Origin of the sequence: Variovorax sp. DAIF25 (assembly GCF_050711835.1) — a bacterium.
Taxonomy (GTDB): Bacteria; Pseudomonadota; Gammaproteobacteria; order Burkholderiales; family Burkholderiaceae_C; genus Variovorax.
Genome location: NZ_CP136636.1, coordinates 2,225,695 through 2,243,155 on the forward strand (window position 1 = coordinate 2,225,695; position 17,461 = coordinate 2,243,155).

Sequence of the window (17,461 nt, forward strand, 5' to 3'; positions counted from 1 at the left end):
ACCCTTCTTCAAAGCGCGACAGCTTCAACCAAGGTCCCATCGTGAACACCGCACGCCAACTCTCCAGCATTCGACCCGTCTCGGGCCGGGCGCTCGTGCGCGCGCGTTTCAGCAAAGGATTCGACCTGCCGTTGCCCGCCACGAACCTGGGTCGCTCGTACGCCATGCATTCGCCGAACCACGCGAAAGCGCGCGTTGATGCATTCGAGGATCGACTGCCACCGGGTGGAGGTTGCGCTTAGGCGCTTGCCCTCCCCAGCTCTCTCACCAGAGGCCCGGACACCGAAAGGTTCCGGGCCTTTTTGTTTTTCGTCGCCGCATCCCGATGCGGTTCGCGTTCGCGGCGATCGTGCCGTGGCGGTGGTGTCTCCGGATGCCGTCGATGTTCTTCCACAACTTGCCGCGAGGCGCAGCCGTCACTGGATCGGCGCGCAGCTTCGCCATTTCGGGTGTGCCTTCACCACACCGCCAGGATCAGCCGCGTGGACGGTCTGGCGGGATGTGCAGGAGCGTGGACCACTCCTGTGCAGCGATGTCGCACGGGGCCTCGAGCGAGAGCGCGGGGCCTGTCGCGTGAGGACACAACCGAAATGGAAAGCGCCTTTTCCTCGATCACGTTCCGCTAACTCAGCGGCCAGAGTGCCTCCCTGTCTGGGGCCTGTTGACACTATGCAAGGGGTCGCGTTGCCCCGCAAAGGGGCTGGATGCAAGGCGCCCGCGCGCAGCAAGGCTGATGCCTTGCAAGCGCGGGCAACGCCGCAGACGGCCCCTTTGCGGGGCAACCCGAAGGGAAGCTCGCCAGAGCCCGCCCCTCGGCGTTGCGCTCCTAGCGTGTGCGGACGCACACGCGTCGTCGCGCGCCTTGATGGGCGGGCTCTGGCGAGCTTCGCGACCCCTTGCATAGTGTTAACAGGCCCCAAGAGGAAGCCAGGGGTTCGAGTCCCCTGCGGAACGCCAATGCTGTCACCACATCGCTCAACCCATACAACAAGGAGTCATCGCATGCGCAAGCGCAACAGCCCCATCCGCATGATCGCCGTGCATCCCGCGCCGGCGCGCAAGCCCTTCGTGTCCGCGCTGGCACGGCGCCTGGGCTTCGGTCGCAAGACCGATGTCCTGCGCGAGTCGGGCTCGCTGCGCGAGCTGCGGCTCGATCAGCTCGACCTCGACCAGCGCGTGCGCGAAGTCGGTGAGTGGTAGCGGATCTTTCTTTCTTTCGTTTTTCCATGGTGCGCGTAGCTCAATGGCAGAGCCGCGGGTTGTGATCCCGCTGACGACGGTTCGATTCCGTTCGTGTACCCCAGACTTTTCGACCATCGTTCGACATCGCCGCGAAAGGAGGCGAGCCATGCATTCACACGTCCTGCAACTCGACATTCAGGGCACGCCGCAAGCCTGGGTCTCGCTGGAGCAGGCGGTGCTGCACTACGCCTGCGACGACGTGGCCTGGGAAGACGGCGACGCGCCGCTGGCCACCATGCGCGGCGGCTTCAACGTGGCACGCGGCGTGCAGTCGCGCATCGAGGTGGCGCCGATCATCGCGCTGCGCGGTGCCTCGAAGATCAACCTCTTCGACGTCGTGCCCGGCCTCACCAAGCGCAAGCTGCTGCGCCGCGACCGCCATACCTGCGCCTACTGCGCGGGCGTGTTCCCGGAGCAGGTGCTGCAGTGCGAGCACGTGCTGCCGGCGTCGCGCGGCGGTGCCTGGAGCTGGACCAATCTCGTGACAGCCTGTGCCGCGTGCAACGGCCGCAAGGCCGCGCGCACGCCCGAGGAAGCCGGCATGCCGCTCGTGTACCTGCCGTACGTGCCGAGCCGCTTCGAGAACTTCCTGCTCGAGGGCCGCCACATCCGCGCCGACGTGCACGAATGGCTGGCCAGGCGGCTGCCGAAGGGGTCGCGGCTGCAATGAACCGGCGCCAATGCAAAGGCCCGCTGTCCTCGCGGACAGCGGGCCTTTTTCATGCGCGCCGTTCAGCGGCCGAGTCCGAAGTAGCGGTAGGCGATCGCACCGGCTGCCGCGAGGCCGCCGACGATCGCGAAGAGGACCTTGGCGGTGCGCCCGTTGCTGCGCCTGGAGCGCTGCCAGTGCTCCGGCCCGATCAGGTCGATGGGCACGGTGGGTTTGCCGATGTCGGGAGCCTTTTCCATGGGGCGGAAATATAGCGTAGGCCCGAAAAGCCGCTCGGGTGGCGGCTCATCGGACGGCGTTCCGCCGGTTCGCGCGCGGACAAAAAAATACCCGCCGAGGCGGGTGTGGCAACGAGCTTTCTGGCTTCGGTTTCTGGTCCCTGTGGTCATTGTTGTAGGGCGCTGTGTGACAGCAACAGCAAGATGCCATGCGGCACGGGAGCCGCCACTGCAGGGGCAGGATCGGCGATGCAGCTGTCATCCAAAAATGTGAAATAGTGCGGAAATGAACAAGGAAATCATCCTCAAGGCGCTGAAGGCCGCGCTGCAGAACTGGATCCGCAGTGCCTCGCCGGCGCAGCTGTGGCGGGTGCATCAGGTGGGTGGACTCGGTGCGGTCATCGAGGTCGACGGCGACGACCTGCGGGTGCGCATCGAGCTCGATGGCCCGCGCAGCATGTTGTCGGAGATCGGCATGACGGGCGGCCGGCTGCCCATCACCGAAGCCTTCCGCGGCGAGGACGGTGCCACGTGGGGTACGCCGCCGCCACTGGGCAGCGGCGAGCGCGAGCGCTGGTTCCTCGCGAGCGAGGTCGCGCAGGCGCATGCGCGTCAGTACCTCGAGGCGGAGGTGGTCGACAGGCAGGCGTTGCTGGCGGCCTATGCCTCCGACTGGCTGGCGCGGCGGTCTGCGGCTTGAGGCCTTCGCGTGAATGCGCGTGCTGTATGACGACGCCGAATCGTTGCGACGTGGTTCACGATCGTTCAGCACCTTGATTTGGGCCACGTGACTTATTCCTCCGTAAGGAGGTGTGCGCTCGCGAGGGTCAAACGTATTCTTCCGTGACAACTGCAAGTTTGTTTGTCGGTTGTTGTCACTCAAGGGAGAAGTCATGAGAAGCGCAGATTTCAGCAGGATGTCGGGTGCGCGCCTGCTTTCCATCGCAGCCGCGGCTGCGGCAATTTCGGCCTGTGGGGGCGGCGGGGGAGGGGGCGGAGGCTTTCCGTTGCTGCCCATGGCGTCGGCACCCGCGCCGGCACCAGCGCCCGCACCGGACCCGCAGGCCGAGAGCTCCGCGCCCTGCTTCAACGAAGCCGATTTCCGCGAAGGCACGCTGCTCGAGTTCGAGGCGGTCGCGCCCGGCAAGGACCCCGCGGCCGATTCCTTCCGCCGGAAGAGCGTGACCGAAGGGCGCGAGGCCTTTGCCGGTGCCACGCCGGTGGCCTTCAACGTCGGCACGGAGGTCGGTTCCTATCCAGCCTTCGAGCAGCGCATCGTCAAGAAGGAATACAAGGACCTGGTCGGCGGCAATCTCTTCCTCTATGGAAAGTCGACCTCGTACCACAGCAAGATCGATGACAAGTTCGCCGACGACATGAAGCTTCCCGCCATCGTGCCCCGGGAGTACACAGGCTACGCATCGCAGGTGTTCGAACCCCCGTTCTCGTTCCCGATCGACATGAAGCCCGGGCAGGTCGTGAGCAAGGAGTCCTCCGTGACCAAGACCGAGACCTCCAATGGCAGCGTGGTCTCGACGCGTACGCTGCCCGCGAAGGGCGAGCTCAGCTACAGCGGTCGCGAAAAGCTGGAGACGCCGCTGGGCACGTTCAGCACCTGCAAGTTCACGCTGAAGCTGACGCTGGGTTCGCTGGTCGGCCCGTCGGCCACCAAGGAGTTCTGGCTGGCGGCCGAAGGACCTTATCGCGGCCAGTTGCTCAAGGGTGTCGATCCGAAGTCGCCGATGGTCGCGACCAAGATGACCTACTCGCCCAAGTAACGCCGGTGGATTGAGCATCGATCGTGGCAGGTCCGGCGGGCCTGCCACCCGCGCCAAGGCAAGCAGTACGGACGCACAAAGAAAAACGGCCGAAACCCAGAAGGATTTCGACCGTTTTCAGTGTTGGTGGTGGGCCCTGAGTGACTCGAACACTCGACCTACGGATTAAGAGTCCGCTGCTCTACCAACTGAGCTAAGAGCCCTTGCGTTGAAAACATATTCGTTTTCAGGCAAGTCTGCGAGTATAGCGTAGAAATTCAGGTTTCTCAAAATTTTTGAGTGGAACGTGTGTGGCGGATTAGCATTCGGCACCGACGAAGGGGTTCGCCCCCTCTCTTTCCCATTCAGGAGAACTTCCATGAGCGATGCAAACACCGCGCCGCATGTCGTGATCACGGGCGCCGCGGGCGCACTCGGACGCGCCGTTGCACAACACTTCCTCGCGCAGGGCGCGCGCGCCGCGCTGATCGACCACCACGCCGGGCGCCTGGCCGAGGTGTTCCCGGGCCTCGACAACTCGCAGCACCTGCTGCTGGCCGGCGACGTGACCTCGGCCTCGTCCATGGCCGGCCTGTCCGGACAGATCCTCAAGGCCTTCGGCCGCGTCGACGCGCTGGTGCACATCGCCGGGGGCTTCGAGATGGGCGAGGCGACGCACGCGCTCACGCGCGAGAGCTGGGACCGGATGATGAACCTCAACGCATGGTCCTTCGTGGCCGTGACGCAGGCATTGCTGCCCTCGATGATCGAGCGTCGCGCCGGCCGCATCGTCGCGGTGACGGCGAAGGTCGCGGCGCGCGGCCTGCCCGCCATGGCGTCGTACATCGCGTCGAAGAGCGCGCTGCAGCGGCTGGTGGAGGCGATGGCGGCCGAGGCGGCGCCGCATGGCGTCAATATCAACAGCGTGGCGCCGAGCGTGCTCGACACGCCGGCCAACCGGCAGGCGATGCCCGATGCGAACCCGGCCGAATGGGTGTCGACCGCGGTCGCCGCGCAGACCATCGGCTTTCTCGCGTCGCCCGGCGCGGCGGCGCTGCACGGCCAGCACCTGGCGCTCGACTGACGCACAGCGAGGCAGAGCGCCCCAAGCAAAAGGGCCTTGGCGGATGCCAAGGCCCTTTTTTGTCGGTTGGTGGAGAGGATGAGGATCGAACTCACGACCTCCGCATTGCGAACGCGGCGCTCTCCCAGCTGAGCTACCCCCCCAACGCGACGCGAATTTTAGCCGGAACCCGCGATGGCGTGCTCGCCGCATGCCAAGATGCGCGCCTTTCAGGAACAGCACCGGCTCCCGGCACCACCATGGCCCCCACACGCGATCCCGCCTGGCTCGAAGGCATGTACAACAACCTCGCGCGGGTGAAGGAACACCCGGCGTACTTCGCGCGCTGGGCGCGCGAATCCGCCGCCGCGCGCGACACGCTGCCGAGCCGGATCGACCTGCGCTACGGCGAGGGCGTCAACGAGACGCTCGACGTGTTCCCGGCGCCGGTGCCCGACGCGCCCGTGCTGGTCTTCATCCACGGCGGCTACTGGCGCGCGATGGACAAGAAGGACCATTCCTTCATCGCGCCCGCGTTCAACGACCGCGGCATCTGCGTGGTGCAGCCCAACTACGCGCTGTGCCCGGGCACGCCCGAGCAGCCCGTGACGGTGCCGGGCATCCTGCTGCAGATGGTTCGTGCGCTCGCCTGGACCTGGCGCAACGTGGCGGCGCATGGCGGCAATCCCGCGCGGATCACGGTGGCGGGGCATTCGGCCGGCGGTCACATGGCGGCGGCGCTGCTGGCCTGCGACTGGAAGGCCGTGGCGCCGGACCTGCCCGAACACCTGGTGCGCAATGCGCTGTCGATATCGGGCCTGTACGACCTCGCACCGCTGCAGCGCACGCCCTTCCTCGAGCAGGTGCTGCGACTCAGCGACGAGGACGTGCGCCGTGCGAGCCCCGCGCACTGGCCGGCGCCGAGGCGCGGCCAGCTCTATGCGGTGGCGGGCGGCAACGAGAGCGAGGAATTCATCCGCCACAACGCGATGATCCGCGAGGCCTGGGGCTCGCGGGCGGTGCCGGTGTGCGAGGTGCTGCCCGGCCTCGACCACTTCGGCGTGGTCGATGCCCTGGCCGATTCCTCGCACCGGTTGCACCGGCTCGCGGTGCAGCTGCTCGAGGCTTGAAGACCTACATCAGCAGGTGTTCGCCGGCGTTGTCGCCGCCCAGCGTGACGTAGTTGACCTTGCGGATGTCCATCAGCGTGCGGCCGCCCGCGTAGCTGATCGAGCTCTGCACGTCCTGCTCCATCTCGACCAGCGTGTCGGCCAGCTTGCCCTTGATGGGCTCGAGGATGCGCTTGCCTTCGACGTGCTTGTACTCGCCCTTGTTGAAGTCGCTGGCCGAGCCGTAGTACTCCTTGAACAGCGCGCCGTCGACCTCGACCGTCTGGCCCGGCGATTCCTCGTGGCCCGCGAACAGCGAGCCGATCATCACCATCGAGGCGCCGAAGCGCACGCTCTTGGCGATGTCGCCGTGGTCGCGGATGCCGCCGTCGGCAATGATCGGCTTGGTCGCCACGCGCGAGCACCACTTGAGCGCGCTGAGCTGCCAGCCGCCGGTGCCGAAGCCGGTCTTGAGCTTGGTGATGCAGACCTTGCCCGGGCCGATGCCGACCTTGGTCGCGTCCGCGCCCCAGTTCTCGAGATCGATCACGGCCTCGGGCGTGCCGACGTTGCCGGCGATCACGAAGGTCGCGGGCAGCTTCTGCTTGAGGTAGCCGATCATGTTCTTCACGCTGTCGGCGTGGCCGTGCGCGATATCGATCGTCACGTACTCGGGCACCAGGCCCTGCGCGACGAGCTGGTCGACCGTGTCGTAGTCGGCCTTCTTCACGCCCAGCGAGATCGAGGCGAACACGCCATGGCCCTGCATGCGCTTGACGAGCGCGACGTTGTCGAGGTCGAAGCGGTGCATGACGTAGAAGTAGCCGTTCTGCGCCAGCCACAGGCAGATGGACTCGTCCACCACCGTCTTCATGTTGGCGGGTACCACCGGCAGGCGGAAGCTGCGGCCGCCGAGCGTGACGCTGGTGTCGCACTCGGAGCGGCTCTCCACGCGGCACTTGCGCGGCAGCAGCAGGATGTTGTCGTAATCGAAGATTTGCATGAAACCAAGCTCCTGGAGGAAGTCGTTGAAAACGAGTGAGCGCTTGGTCTGGCCGGCTTCGGCGGCGTCGCTGCGAAAGCCCCTGCGGGGGCGGGCGACGCGCACAAAAAACCGGGCACAAAAACTTGGGCCCGGTGATTGATTCTACGCAGCCTCCCGTGGGGAGGTCTTCCGGAACTTCATATAACCCGCATACGCCGTGGTTTCTACAATCGACGGATGTTTGAAGAATTCGCGGCCGATGACCGCACCCCGCCGCCGGTCGACCTGCCGCTGCTGCACAACCTCAACGCCGAGCAGCTCGCAGCGGTCACGCTGCCGGCCGGCAACGCGCTGATCCTCGCGGGCGCCGGCTCGGGCAAGACCCGCGTGCTCACCACCCGCATCGCCTGGCTGCTGCAGACGCGCCAGGTGTCCGCCGGCGGCATCCTGGCCGTGACCTTCACCAACAAGGCCGCCAAGGAGATGATGACGCGGCTCACGGCGATGCTGCCGGTCAACGTGCGCGGCATGTGGATCGGCACCTTCCACGGCCTGTGCAACCGCTTCCTGCGCGCGCACTGGAAACTGGCCAACCTGCCGTCGACCTTCCAGATCCTCGACACGCAGGACCAGCTCTCGGCCATCAAGCGGCTGATGAAGCAGTTCAACGTCGACGACGAGCGCTTTCCGGCCAAGCAGACGCAGTGGTTCATCGCCGGCGCCAAGGAAGATGGCCTGCGCCCCGACGCGGTCGAGATCCGCAGCGAGGACGACCGCAAGAAGGTCGAGCTCTACCGCCTCTACGAGGAGCAGTGCCAGCGCGAGGGCGTGGTCGACTTCGGCGAGCTGATGCTGCGCAGCTACGAGCTGCTGCGCGACAACGAACCGGTGCGCGAGCACTACCAGCGGCGCTTCCGCCACATCCTGATCGACGAGTTCCAGGACACCAACCGGCTGCAGTACGCCTGGATCAAGATGCTCTCGGGCAACACCGTCGCGGGCCAGTTCGTGCCGGGCGAGAACAGCGTCGTGGCCGTGGGCGACGACGACCAGAGCATCTATGCCTTCCGCGGCGCGCGCGTGGGCAACATGGCCGACTTCGTGCGCGAGTTCGACGTCACGCACCAGATCAAGCTCGAGCAGAACTACCGCAGCTACAGCAACATCCTCGACTCGGCCAACGAGCTCATCAGCCACAACAAGAAGCGCCTGGGCAAGAACCTGCGCACCGACCAGGGCCCCGGCGAGCCGGTGCGCGTCTACGAGTCCTCGAGCGACCTCGCCGAGGCGCAGTGGATGGTCGAGGAGATGCGCCAGCTGGTGCGCGACGGCATCGACCGCAAGGAGATGGCCGTGCTCTACCGCAGCAACGCGCAGAGCCGGGTGATCGAAACCGCGCTGTTCAATGCCTCGGTGCCGTACCGCGTGTACGGCGGCCTGCGCTTCTTCGAGCGCGCCGAAATCAAGCATGCGCTGGCCTACCTGCGCCTGCTCGAGAACAAGGACGACGACACCAGCTTCCTGCGCGTCGTCAACTTCCCGCCGCGCGGCATCGGCGCCCGCACGCTCGAGCAGCTGCAGGACGCCGCGCGCGCCGCGGGCCGCTCGCTGCACGACGCGGTGCACGCGGTCGGCGGCAAGGCCGGCTCCAACCTCACGGCCTTCGTCGCCAAGATCGACGTGCTGCGCGAACAAACGCAGGGCGTGAGCCTGCGCGAGATCATCGAGCTGGTGCTCGACCACAGCGGCCTGGTCGAGCACTACCGCGCCGACCGCGAAGGCGCCGACCGCATCGAGAATCTGGAAGAACTGGTGAACGCGGCCGAGAGCTTCGTCACCCAGGAAGGCTTCGGCCGCGACGCCGTGGCGCTGCCGGTCGACGAGCTGCGCCAGTCGCCCGCGAGCCAGGGCCTCGACCCGGGCCGCCCGCTGCTCGACGAGCCGCTGGCACCCGACGCCGAAACCGGCGAAACGCTGAGCCCGCTCGCGGCCTTCCTCACGCACGCGGCGCTCGAATCGGGCGACAACCAGGCCCAGGCCGGGCAGGACGCGGTGCAGCTGATGACGGTCCACGCGGCCAAGGGCCTCGAGTTCGACTGCGTGTTCATCACCGGCATGGAAGAGGGCCTGTTCCCGCACGAGAACTCGATGAGCGACTACGAGAGCCTCGAGGAAGAGCGCCGCCTGATGTACGTCGCGATCACGCGCGCGCGCAAGCGGCTGTACCTGAGCCACTCGCAGACCCGCATGCTGCACGGCCAGACCCGCTACAACGTCAAGAGCCGCTTCTTCGACGAGCTGCCCGAGGGCGCGCTCAAGTGGCTCACGCCCAAGAACCAGGCCTTCGGCAACTCCGCCTTCGGCTATGGCAACGGCTACGGCAGCACGCGCGGCGCGGGTGGCGGTGGCTACGGCGGCGGCAAGGCCTATGGTGGCGGCGCCGCCAAGGAGACCTTCGCGAGCCCGCCGGTGCCGCCGCAGAAGAGCGCGCCCTCGCATGGCCTGCGCTCGGGCATGCAGGTGTTCCACAACAAGTTCGGCGAAGGCACGGTGACCGCGCTCGAGGGCACGGGCGACGATGCGCGCGCGCAGGTCAAGTTCACGCGCCACGGCGTGAAGTGGCTGGCGCTGTCGGTCGCCAAGCTCACGCCGGTCTGAGCCGGGGCGCGGCCCGCGGGGCCGCCCGGCTCAGTTCGGATCGAAGCTGTCGCGGAAGGTGAACCAGGTCGAGGCCAGCGACATCGCCGCCAGCACCAGCGCCGTGCCCACGATCAGCACGGTGCCGATCGCGGTGGCGCCCGAGCCCGCGCCCACGGCGCCGACGCCCACCAGCACGGTGGCGATCAGGCCGACCGCGATGCCGGCCAGCAGGAACACGCCGAACCAGGCCAGCCCGAACAGCGCATAGGCGCCGAAGTTGCGGAACAGCGCCACGATACTGAAGAAGATGCTCTTCACCGGCTCCACGCGGTGCCAGTGCACCAGCGCGGGCGCATGCCACATCGCGAGCGACAGCGGCAGGTTCAGGCACAGGTGGACCATGCGCGCGACCTGGAACTCGCTGCTGGCCAGCACCTCGGGCGAGAGCGCCTCGTCGAGCAGGTAGGCGCGCGCGAGCTGGCCGCCGTCGACCAGCGCGGTGGCCAGCACCGCGAGCACGAAGTACACGGCCGAGATCAGGCCCAGCACCACCAGCGGACGCCATTCGGCGCGCAGCGCGGCGAAGACCTCGACGAACATCGCCGAGCCGGTGGGCCGGCGCGCGCCGGCCTGCGCGTTGCCGCCGGCCTGCTCGTCGGCGTAGGCCACCGAGGTGGCGACCATCAGCCCCAGCGTCATGAAGGGCAGCAGCACCGGCGCCAGCACGCTGCCCAGCAGCGGCACCACCGACAGCGTCGAAATCAGCGCCATCAGCAGGAAGAACAGCGACACGAAGGCCAGCGGTTGCCGCCAGAAGGTCTTGAGTCCGAGGCGGACCCATTGGGCGCCGGTCTTGGCCGGCACGAGGTGGAGTTTCATGGGGTACGGGTCAGGCGGCCACGGGCTCGAGGGCGCGGGCCATGACATGCGGGTGCCGCACGCGCTCGCGCAGCACGCGCTCGAAGTGCGTCGGATCGTGGGGCTTGAGCATGCTGGCCTCGCGCGGCAGGTGGAAGTCCCAGAGGCGGGAGATCCAGAAGCGCAGCGCCGCGGCGCGCAGCATCGCGGGCAGCAGGGCGCGTTCCGAGGCGTTGAGCGCGCGCACGCCCTCGTAGGCGGCGAGCAGCGCCTCGGCGCGTTCCTCATCGTGGCGGCCGGTCGGCAGGTCGATCGCCCAGTCGTTGAGGCACACGGCGAGGTCGAACAGCCAGGTGTCGGTGCCCGCGAAGTAGAAGTCGAACACGCCGGTCAGGCGCGGGGCGGCGCCTTCTTCGTGGCCGGTCTCGAACATCGCGTTGTCGCGGAACAGGTCGGCATGCACCGGCCCGCGCGGCAGGGCGGCATAGGCCGAGGACTCGGCCACGTGGTTCTGGTAGGCGAGCTCGCCGCGCAGCAGCGCCGACTGGGCCTCGTCGATGTGGGGCAGCACCACCGGCACGGTGTCGTTCCACCACGGCAGGCCGCGCAGGTTGGGCTGGATGCGCGGGAAGTCGCGCCCCGCCAGGTGCATGCGCGCCAGCAGCGCGCCGAGTTCGGCGCAATGCGCGGCGCCCGGCGCGAGCTCGCTGCGGCCCGCGAGCTTGCGCACCACCGCGGCCGGCTTGCCCGCCACCTTGAGCAGCAGCTCGCAGGGTGCGTTGGCCGGCACCGACAGCGGGTGCGTGTTCTGGACGTCGATCGCCTGCACGGCCGGGTCGGCCACCGGCTCCGGCACCGGCAGGCCGCGCGCGGCCAGGTGCTTCATCAGGCACAGGTAGTAGGGGAGCTGCTCGGCGCTCAGGCGCTCGAACAGCGTGAGAACGTACTCGCCCGACTCGGTGGTGGCGAAGTAGTTGGTGTTCTCGATGCCGCCCTCGATGCCGCGCAGCTCGCGCAGGGGGCCCAGGCCGAGGCGCTGCACGAGCGCGTCGGCCTCGCCGAATTCGACTTCGGTAAAGACTGCCATGGAAAGCGCCCTCAGCGCGGTTGGGATGCGGCTGCCGCTGCGATGCGTCGCACGGTCAGAACTTCATGACGTTCCAGACCCGGGGCGAGGTGCCCGCGGGGCCGTCGGCCGCGTTGGGACGCGCGCCGGACGGATCGTTCGGCAGCACCTGGTAGCCGGGCATGTTGGCCTTGGGCGTCACGTTGATGCTCTGTGTGCGGCCGCCGTAGCGGACCTCGTCGACCGAGGCGCCGCTGTCCTCGGTGTGCAGGTGCTCGATCTTCTGGTTGCGCCGACCGTCGGCCTGCTGCTCCTGATTCTGTAGCGAAGGATCCGCTGCAGCCGGTGCCGCCGCGGGCGCGTTCTGCGCTTGCACGGCGGCGAAGGGGGTGGCGAGGGCCAGCGCCAGCAGGAGGCGGCGGGCAACCAGGAGTGTGGAGTCGGGCATGCACGGATTGTAGGCGGCGCGCCGTATCGGGGTTGTCGTCGCAGGGCCCGTGGCGGCGTGGTCCGCAAGGACATTCGGGGGCTCCTGGAGGCAGGCAAAATGCCCCGATGACCGACAAGAAAACGCTGCTGCTCGTCGATGGATCGAGCTACCTCTATCGCGCCTTCCACGCCATGCCCGACCTGCGGGCCGTGCCCGGCGATCCGAAGAGCCCGGCCACGGGCGCGATCCGGGGAATGATCAACATGATGACGGCGCTGCGGCGCGAGGTGCGCGCCGACTACGCGGCCTGCATCTTCGACGCCCCCGGCAAGACCTTCCGCGACGACTGGTATCCCGAGTACAAGGCCAACCGCTCGCCGATGCCCGACGACCTGCGCAGCCAGATCGACCCCATCCACGAGGTGGTCAAGCTGCTGGGCTGGCCGGTGCTCAGCGTGCCCGACGTGGAGGCCGACGACGTGATCGGCACCCTCGCCAAGGTGGCGGCCGCGCAGGGCATCGAGGTGATCGTCTCCAGCGGCGACAAGGACCTGAGCCAGCTGGTCGACGAGCACATCACCATCATCGACACGATGAACGGCAAGAAGCGCGACGTGGCCGGCGTCACGGCCGAGTTCGGCGTGCCGCCGAACCTCATGGTCGACTACCAGACGCTGGTGGGCGACTCGGTCGACAACGTGCCCGGCGTCGAGAAGGTCGGCCCCAAGACGGCTGCCAAGTGGCTGCTCGAATACGGCTCGCTCGACGCGCTGGTCGAGCGCGCGGCCGAGGTCAAGGGCACGGCCGGCGAGAACCTGCGCAAGGCGCTCGACAAGCTGCCGCTGAGCCGCAGGCTCGTCACGATCCGCACCGACTGCGACCTGGCCGGCCACGTCGATGGCCTGCCCTCGCTCGAAGGCCTGCCCGTGGGCGCACCGCAGACCGGAGAGCTCAAGCCCTTCTACGAGAAGTTCGGCTTCAAGAGCCTGGTGAAGTCGCTCGAGGCGCAGGAAGTGCCGCCCGAGCTGATCGAGGAGAACATCAAGAAGAAGGCCTCGAAGGCGGCCAAGGCCAACGACGACCAGAGCGGCCTGTTCGACGAGCCGTCCGAGGAAGGCGCCGCGATGGAAGCCGCCGCGCCCGCGAGCAACCTCCAGTACGACACCATCTTCACCTGGGAGCAGTTCGACAGCTGGCTCGCGCGCCTCGAGGCCGCCGAGCTCGCGGCCATCGACACCGAGACCACCTCGCTCGACGAGATGGTGGCGCAGATCGTCGGCATCAGCTTCAGCGTGAAGCCCGGCGAGGCGGCCTACATCCCGCTCACGCACAACTATCCCGACGCACCCGCGCAGTTGCCGATCGACGAGGTGCTCGCCAAGCTCAAGCCCTGGCTCGAGAACGGCGCGAAGAAGAAGCTCGGCCAGCACATCAAGTACGACCGCCACGTGTTCGCCAACCACGGCATCGAGGTGCAGGGCTACGCGCACGACACCATGCTGCAGAGCTACGTGCTCGAGGTGCACCGGCCGCACGGCCTGGCCAGCCTGGCCGAGCGCCACCTGGGCCGCAGCGGCATTTCGTACGAGGACCTCTGCGGCAAGGGCGTGCACCAGATTTCGTTCAGCCAGGTCGACATCGCCAAGGCGGCAGAGTATTCGTGCGAGGACAGCGACCAGACGCTCGACGTGCACGCCACGCTGTGGCCGCAGCTCGAAACGAACGAGAAGCTGCGCTTCATCTACCAGCTCGAGATGGATTCGAGCGAGGCGCTCTACCGCATCGAGCGCAACGGCGTGCTGATCGACAGCGCCACGCTGGCCGCGCAGAGCCACGAACTCGGCACGCGCATCATGGCGCTCGAGCAGGAGGCCTACGACATCGCGGGCCAGCCCTTCAACCTCGGTTCGCCCAAGCAGATCGGCGAGATCTTCTTCACCAAGCTCGGCCTGCCGGTGGTCAAGAAGACGCCGAGCGGCGCGCCCAGCACCGACGAGGAAGTGCTCGAGAAGCTGGCGGAAGACTATCCGCTGCCCGCCAAGATCCTCGAGCACCGCGGCCTGTCGAAGCTCAAGGGCACCTACACCGACAAGCTCGGCCAGCTCGCCAATCCGCGCACCGGCCGCGTGCACACGCACTACGCGCAGGCCGTGGCCGTCACCGGGCGCCTGTCGAGCAACGACCCCAACCTGCAGAACATCCCGATCCGCACCCCCGAAGGCCGGCGCGTGCGCGAGGCCTTCGTGGCGCCCGCGGGCAGCGTGATCGCGAGCGCCGACTACTCGCAGATCGAGCTGCGCATCATGGCCCACATCAGCGGCGACGCATCGCTGCTGCGCGCCTTCACCGAGGGCATCGACGTGCACCGCGCCACCGCGGCCGAGGTGTTCGGCTCCACGCCCGACCAGGTGTCGAGCGAGCAGCGCCGCTATGCCAAGGTCATCAACTTCGGCCTGATCTACGGCATGAGCAGCTTCGGCCTGGCGAAGAACCTCGGCATCGAGACCAAGGCGGCGGCCTCCTACATCGAGCGCTACTTCGCGCGCTACCCGGGCGTGAAGGCCTACATGGACGAGACCAAGGCCTCGGCCAAGGAGCAGGGCTATGTCGAGACCGTGTTCGGCCGGCGCCTGTACCTGCCCGAGATCAACTCGCCCAACGGTCCGCGCCGCGGCGGCGCCGAGCGCGCGGCCATCAACGCGCCGATGCAGGGCACGGCGGCCGACCTGATCAAGCTCAGCATGGTCAAGGTGCAGGACGTGCTCGACGCCGAGAAGCGCGGCACGAAGATGATCATGCAGGTGCACGACGAACTGGTGTTCGAGGTGCCCGAGGCCGAGATCGAATGGGTGCGCACCGAGATCCCGCGCATCATGGCCAGCGTGGCCGACCTCAAGGTGCCGCTGCTCGCGGAGATCGGCGTGGGGCCGAACTGGGACAAGGCGCATTGAGCCTGGCGCGGGCCCTCGTCGCGGCGGCCGTTCTCATCGCGTGCATCGCGTCGCCCGCGGCCGCGCAGCCCGTGCCGACCAAGGTGCCGCCCACCGGCGTGCGCATCTGCCTGGGCTTGACAAAAGAGGACTGGCCCACGCCCCAGGCCTGCGCCGACACCGGGCCGCTGGCCCTGGTCCCCAAGCAGGACGGCCGGCAGGGCGCGGGTCCGCTGGCCTACGAGCCCGTGCCGGGCCAGCCACGCGGCGCCTGCGTGCGCGACCGCGTGTCGGGCCTGGTCTGGGAGGGCAAGCGCGACAACGGCCGGCCCGCCGACGCCATGGCTTACGTGGCACAGATCAATGCGAGCCGGCTGTGCGGCTACGCCGACTGGCGCCTGCCCACCGTGGCCGAGCTGCACGGCCTGGTCGACCTGGGCAAGGAACGCGTGCCCGAGGTGCGCCCCGACCAGCCGCTGGCCGAGCAGTCGGTCATCGACGCGCGCTGGTTTCCGAACACCGTGCCAGCCCTCTACCTGACCTCCGACATGCGCGATCCCACGAGCCCGTGGTGCGTGAACTTCGCGAACGGCTTCGTCTACGACTGCGATCCCGACATGTCGCGCGAGCCGCCGCTCTTCGTGCGCCTGGTGCGCGGCCCCGAGGCGCCGAAGGCCGGACGCTGGCGCGAACTGCCCGACGAGCGCGGTGTGGCCGGCGGCGCGGTCGAGGATCGCCACACCGGCCTGGTGTGGCGCCGCTGCGAGGAACCGCAGACCTGGAACGGCAAGCGCTGCACCTGGAGCGCGAAGCGCTACGACTACGTGCAGGCGCTGCAGCGCGCCAGCGAGCAGGCCGGCTGGCGCCTGCCCACCATCAAGGAAGTCAACAGCCTCGCGCGCCGAGAGGCCGATCGCTTCGAGTTGCCCCCGTCGGACTTCCCGGCGCAGGGCAAGGAGGCGTCGCGCGCGGGCCAGTGGTCTTCCACCGTCTGCAACGGCAGCCCCGAGACATCGACGGCCCGCGCATCGATCAGCGCCTGGGTGCTGAGCCGCGAGGGCGCCATCTACTGCGAGGCACGCATCATGCATCTCGGCGTCCGGCTCGTGCGCGAATGAGAGGGTCGCGTCGCAACCGCGCCCGTGCTTGAATCCGGCGTTCGAACGCCATCATCGTCAGGAGACCAGAACATGCACTTTCACCCCTCCCGCTTCTTCGCACGCGCACTGCTGCCGATGCTGCTGGCCGGTGCCGCCGCCACGGCAGTCGCCGCGCCCGACGCTCGCATCGCCGAACTGGCCGCCGCGCAGAAGCAGCCGCTGCTCGATTCGCTCTCGCAACTGGTGGCCATCGAGTCCGGCAGCCGCGACCTCGAGGGCCTGGAAAAGATCTCCGACCTGATCGCCGCCAAGCTCAAGGCGCTCGGCGGCGAGGTCGAGCTGATCGACCCGAGCGCCGAGGCCTATCGCATGGAGGACACGCCCGAGAAGATCGGCCGCGTGGTGCGTGCCACCTTCAAGGGCACGGGCACGAAGAAGATCATGCTGATCGCCCACATGGACACGGTCTACACCATCGGCATGCTCAACAAGCAGCCGTTCCGCGTCGAGGGCGACAAGGCCTACGGCCTGGGCATCGCCGACGACAAGCAGGGCGTGGCCGTCATCCTCCATGCGGTGGCGATGCTGCAGGCGCTCAAGTTCAAGGAGTACGGCACGCTCACGGTGCTGATCAACGGCGACGAGGAGATCAGTTCGCCCGGCTCGCGCGCGCTGCTCACGCGCCTGGGCGGCGAGCACGACGCGGTGCTGTCCTTCGAGGGCGCCTCGGTCAAGGACGACAAGCTCTCGCTGGCCACCGCCGGCATCGCCTCGGTCACGCTCAACGTGAGCGGCAAGGCCTCGCACGCGGGCTCGGCGCCCGAGCTCGGCGTGAACGCGCTCTACGAGCTGTCGCACCAGATCCTGCAGATGCGCGACCTGTCCGACCCGGCCACCGGCCTCAAGATGAACTGGACCACCTCGAAGTCGGGCAGCAACCGCAACGTGATCCCGGCCTCGGCCACCGCGGGCGCCGACGTGCGCGTGCTCAAGGTCGCCGACTACGACCGCATCGAGCAGCAGGTCAACGAGCGCGTGAAGAAGCAGCTGATCCCCGAGGCCAAGGTCGAGCTCAAGTTCGAGCGCCGCCGTCCGCCGCTCGAGGCCACCGATGCTTCGCGCGCGCTCGCCCAGCATGCGCAGGCGATCTACAAGGACGAGCTCGGCCGCCCGCTGGGCGCCGACGACAAGGCGGCCGGCGGCGGCACCGACGCGGCCTTCGCCTCGCTCAAGACCAAGGCGCCGGTGATCGAGCGCTTCGGCCTGCAGGGCTTCGGCGCGCACTCGGCCGATGCCGAATACGTGCTGATCGATTCCATCGAGCCGCGGCTGTACCTGGCCACGCGCATGGTGATGGACATCGCGCGCGGCAAGACCAGCGTGCGCTGAGCCC

Annotated in this window: 16 protein-coding genes and 3 tRNA genes; 11 read left to right on the forward strand and 8 right to left on the reverse strand. The window is 68.0% G+C overall.

Features of this window, described 5'->3' with window-relative positions:
• Window positions 1-264: 264 nt before the first annotated feature.
• The gene (locus R0232_RS10170) at window positions 265-444 is read right to left on the reverse strand and encodes a hypothetical protein (protein WP_296781607.1); all 180 of its coding nucleotides are present in this window, start codon (window positions 442-444) and stop codon (window positions 265-267) included.
• Between the two features lie 558 nt (window positions 445-1,002).
• Here R0232_RS10170 and R0232_RS10175 point away from each other — a divergent pair.
• From R0232_RS10175 to R0232_RS10185, 3 genes are all read left to right on the forward strand, one after another.
• On the forward strand, window positions 1,003-1,200 hold the full coding sequence (locus R0232_RS10175) for a hypothetical protein (RefSeq protein ID WP_057590604.1): 198 nt from the start codon (window positions 1,003-1,005) through the stop codon (window positions 1,198-1,200).
• A 29-nt stretch (window positions 1,201-1,229) separates the two neighbouring features.
• Window positions 1,230-1,303: transfer RNA gene (locus R0232_RS10180), tRNA-His, on the forward strand.
• A 45-nt stretch (window positions 1,304-1,348) separates the two neighbouring features.
• Complete coding sequence (locus R0232_RS10185; RefSeq protein WP_093349005.1) at window positions 1,349-1,912, forward strand: HNH endonuclease; 564 nt, start codon at window positions 1,349-1,351, stop codon at window positions 1,910-1,912.
• Between the two features lie 62 nt (window positions 1,913-1,974).
• On the opposite strand, the gene R0232_RS10190 is transcribed toward R0232_RS10185, so the two are convergent.
• The gene (locus R0232_RS10190) at window positions 1,975-2,151 is read right to left on the reverse strand and encodes a hypothetical protein (protein ID WP_296781609.1); all 177 of its coding nucleotides are present in this window, start codon (window positions 2,149-2,151) and stop codon (window positions 1,975-1,977) included.
• A 265-nt stretch (window positions 2,152-2,416) separates the two neighbouring features.
• Here R0232_RS10190 and R0232_RS10195 point away from each other — a divergent pair, with 265 nt between their 5' ends.
• On the forward strand, window positions 2,417-2,830 hold the full coding sequence (locus R0232_RS10195; RefSeq protein WP_431512023.1) for a hypothetical protein: 414 nt from the start codon (window positions 2,417-2,419) through the stop codon (window positions 2,828-2,830).
• 316 nt (window positions 2,831-3,146) lie between these two features.
• Window positions 3,147-3,908 (forward strand): hypothetical protein, encoded by a 762-nt coding sequence (locus R0232_RS10200; protein WP_431512024.1) that lies wholly within the window; start codon window positions 3,147-3,149, stop codon window positions 3,906-3,908.
• Between the two features lie 127 nt (window positions 3,909-4,035).
• Here the strand turns inward: R0232_RS10200 and R0232_RS10205 are convergent.
• Window positions 4,036-4,111, reverse strand: a tRNA-Lys gene (locus R0232_RS10205).
• 155 nt (window positions 4,112-4,266) lie between these two features.
• On the opposite strand from R0232_RS10205, the gene R0232_RS10210 reads away from it, so the two are divergent.
• Window positions 4,267-4,971 carry an SDR family oxidoreductase gene (locus R0232_RS10210; RefSeq protein ID WP_431512025.1) on the forward strand — a complete coding sequence of 235 codons (705 nt, stop codon included), beginning with the start codon at window positions 4,267-4,269 and terminating at the stop codon, window positions 4,969-4,971.
• A 67-nt stretch (window positions 4,972-5,038) separates the two neighbouring features.
• On the opposite strand, the gene R0232_RS10215 is transcribed toward R0232_RS10210, so the two are convergent.
• Window positions 5,039-5,114 (reverse strand) — tRNA-Ala (locus R0232_RS10215).
• 96 nt (window positions 5,115-5,210) lie between these two features.
• Between R0232_RS10215 and R0232_RS10220 the strand changes: the two genes are divergently transcribed.
• Entirely contained in the window at window positions 5,211-6,080 is an 870-nt protein-coding gene (locus R0232_RS10220) for an alpha/beta hydrolase (protein WP_431512026.1), read from the forward strand.
• Window positions 6,081-6,084: 4 nt separating this feature from the next.
• Here R0232_RS10220 and R0232_RS10225 read toward each other — a convergent pair whose 3' ends face one another.
• Entirely contained in the window at window positions 6,085-7,062 is a 978-nt protein-coding gene (locus R0232_RS10225; protein WP_093349288.1) for a GMP reductase, read from the reverse strand.
• Between the two features lie 219 nt (window positions 7,063-7,281).
• On the opposite strand from R0232_RS10225, the gene R0232_RS10230 reads away from it, so the two are divergent.
• Complete coding sequence (locus tag R0232_RS10230) at window positions 7,282-9,702, forward strand: UvrD-helicase domain-containing protein (protein WP_431512027.1); 2,421 nt, start codon at window positions 7,282-7,284, stop codon at window positions 9,700-9,702.
• Between the two features lie 30 nt (window positions 9,703-9,732).
• Here the strand turns inward: R0232_RS10230 and R0232_RS10235 are convergent, their stop codons facing one another.
• Genes R0232_RS10235 through R0232_RS10245 form a run of 3 tightly spaced genes read right to left on the reverse strand, consistent with a single transcriptional unit; the run spans window position 9,733 to window position 12,056 of the window.
• The gene (locus R0232_RS10235; protein ID WP_431512028.1) at window positions 9,733-10,563 is read right to left on the reverse strand and encodes a BPSS1780 family membrane protein; all 831 of its coding nucleotides are present in this window, start codon (window positions 10,561-10,563) and stop codon (window positions 9,733-9,735) included.
• A 10-nt stretch (window positions 10,564-10,573) separates the two neighbouring features.
• Window positions 10,574-11,629: a homoserine kinase gene (locus R0232_RS10240; protein ID WP_431512029.1), complete on the reverse strand. Its 1,056-nt coding sequence runs from the start codon at window positions 11,627-11,629 to the stop codon at window positions 10,574-10,576.
• Window positions 11,630-11,684: 55 nt separating this feature from the next.
• Window positions 11,685-12,056, reverse strand: a complete 372-nt coding sequence (locus tag R0232_RS10245; RefSeq protein WP_093349026.1) for a hypothetical protein — start codon at window positions 12,054-12,056, stop codon at window positions 11,685-11,687.
• Window positions 12,057-12,163: 107 nt separating this feature from the next.
• On the opposite strand from R0232_RS10245, the gene polA reads away from it, so the two are divergent.
• From polA to R0232_RS10260, 3 genes are all read left to right on the forward strand, one after another.
• Window positions 12,164-14,989, forward strand: a complete 2,826-nt coding sequence (polA, locus tag R0232_RS10250; protein WP_431512030.1) for a DNA polymerase I — start codon at window positions 12,164-12,166, stop codon at window positions 14,987-14,989.
• Entirely contained in the window at window positions 14,986-16,086 is a 1,101-nt protein-coding gene (locus R0232_RS10255) for a DUF1566 domain-containing protein (RefSeq protein ID WP_431512031.1), read from the forward strand. The genes polA and R0232_RS10255 overlap by 4 nt, the downstream gene beginning before the upstream one ends.
• Before the next feature lie 72 nt (window positions 16,087-16,158).
• Window positions 16,159-17,457, forward strand: coding sequence for a M20/M25/M40 family metallo-hydrolase (locus tag R0232_RS10260; RefSeq protein WP_431512032.1), 1,299 nt, complete (start codon window positions 16,159-16,161; stop codon window positions 17,455-17,457).
• Window positions 17,458-17,461 lie beyond the last annotated feature (4 nt).

Bases quoted from the DNA above. Each gene is read 5' to 3' on its own strand.
- R0232_RS10170 (WP_296781607.1), bottom strand. From the start codon at position 444: ATGGCGAAGCTGCGCGCCGATCCAGTGACGGCTGCGCCTCGCGGCAAG.
- R0232_RS10175 (WP_057590604.1), top strand. From the start codon at position 1,003: ATGCGCAAGCGCAACAGCCCCATCCGCATGATCGCCGTGCATCCCGCG.
- R0232_RS10185 (WP_093349005.1), top strand. From the start codon at position 1,349: ATGCATTCACACGTCCTGCAACTCGACATTCAGGGCACGCCGCAAGCC.
- R0232_RS10190 (WP_296781609.1), bottom strand. From the start codon at position 2,151: ATGGAAAAGGCTCCCGACATCGGCAAACCCACCGTGCCCATCGACCTG.
- R0232_RS10195 (WP_431512023.1), top strand. From the start codon at position 2,417: ATGAACAAGGAAATCATCCTCAAGGCGCTGAAGGCCGCGCTGCAGAAC.
- R0232_RS10200 (WP_431512024.1), top strand. From the start codon at position 3,147: ATGGCGTCGGCACCCGCGCCGGCACCAGCGCCCGCACCGGACCCGCAG.
- R0232_RS10210 (WP_431512025.1), top strand. From the start codon at position 4,267: ATGAGCGATGCAAACACCGCGCCGCATGTCGTGATCACGGGCGCCGCG.
- R0232_RS10220 (WP_431512026.1), top strand. From the start codon at position 5,211: ATGGCCCCCACACGCGATCCCGCCTGGCTCGAAGGCATGTACAACAAC.
- R0232_RS10225 (WP_093349288.1), bottom strand. From the start codon at position 7,062: ATGCAAATCTTCGATTACGACAACATCCTGCTGCTGCCGCGCAAGTGC.
- R0232_RS10230 (WP_431512027.1), top strand. From the start codon at position 7,282: ATGTTTGAAGAATTCGCGGCCGATGACCGCACCCCGCCGCCGGTCGAC.
- R0232_RS10235 (WP_431512028.1), bottom strand. From the start codon at position 10,563: ATGAAACTCCACCTCGTGCCGGCCAAGACCGGCGCCCAATGGGTCCGC.
- R0232_RS10240 (WP_431512029.1), bottom strand. From the start codon at position 11,629: ATGGCAGTCTTTACCGAAGTCGAATTCGGCGAGGCCGACGCGCTCGTG.
- R0232_RS10245 (WP_093349026.1), bottom strand. From the start codon at position 12,056: ATGCCCGACTCCACACTCCTGGTTGCCCGCCGCCTCCTGCTGGCGCTG.
- polA (WP_431512030.1), top strand. From the start codon at position 12,164: ATGACCGACAAGAAAACGCTGCTGCTCGTCGATGGATCGAGCTACCTC.
- R0232_RS10260 (WP_431512032.1), top strand. From the start codon at position 16,159: ATGCACTTTCACCCCTCCCGCTTCTTCGCACGCGCACTGCTGCCGATG.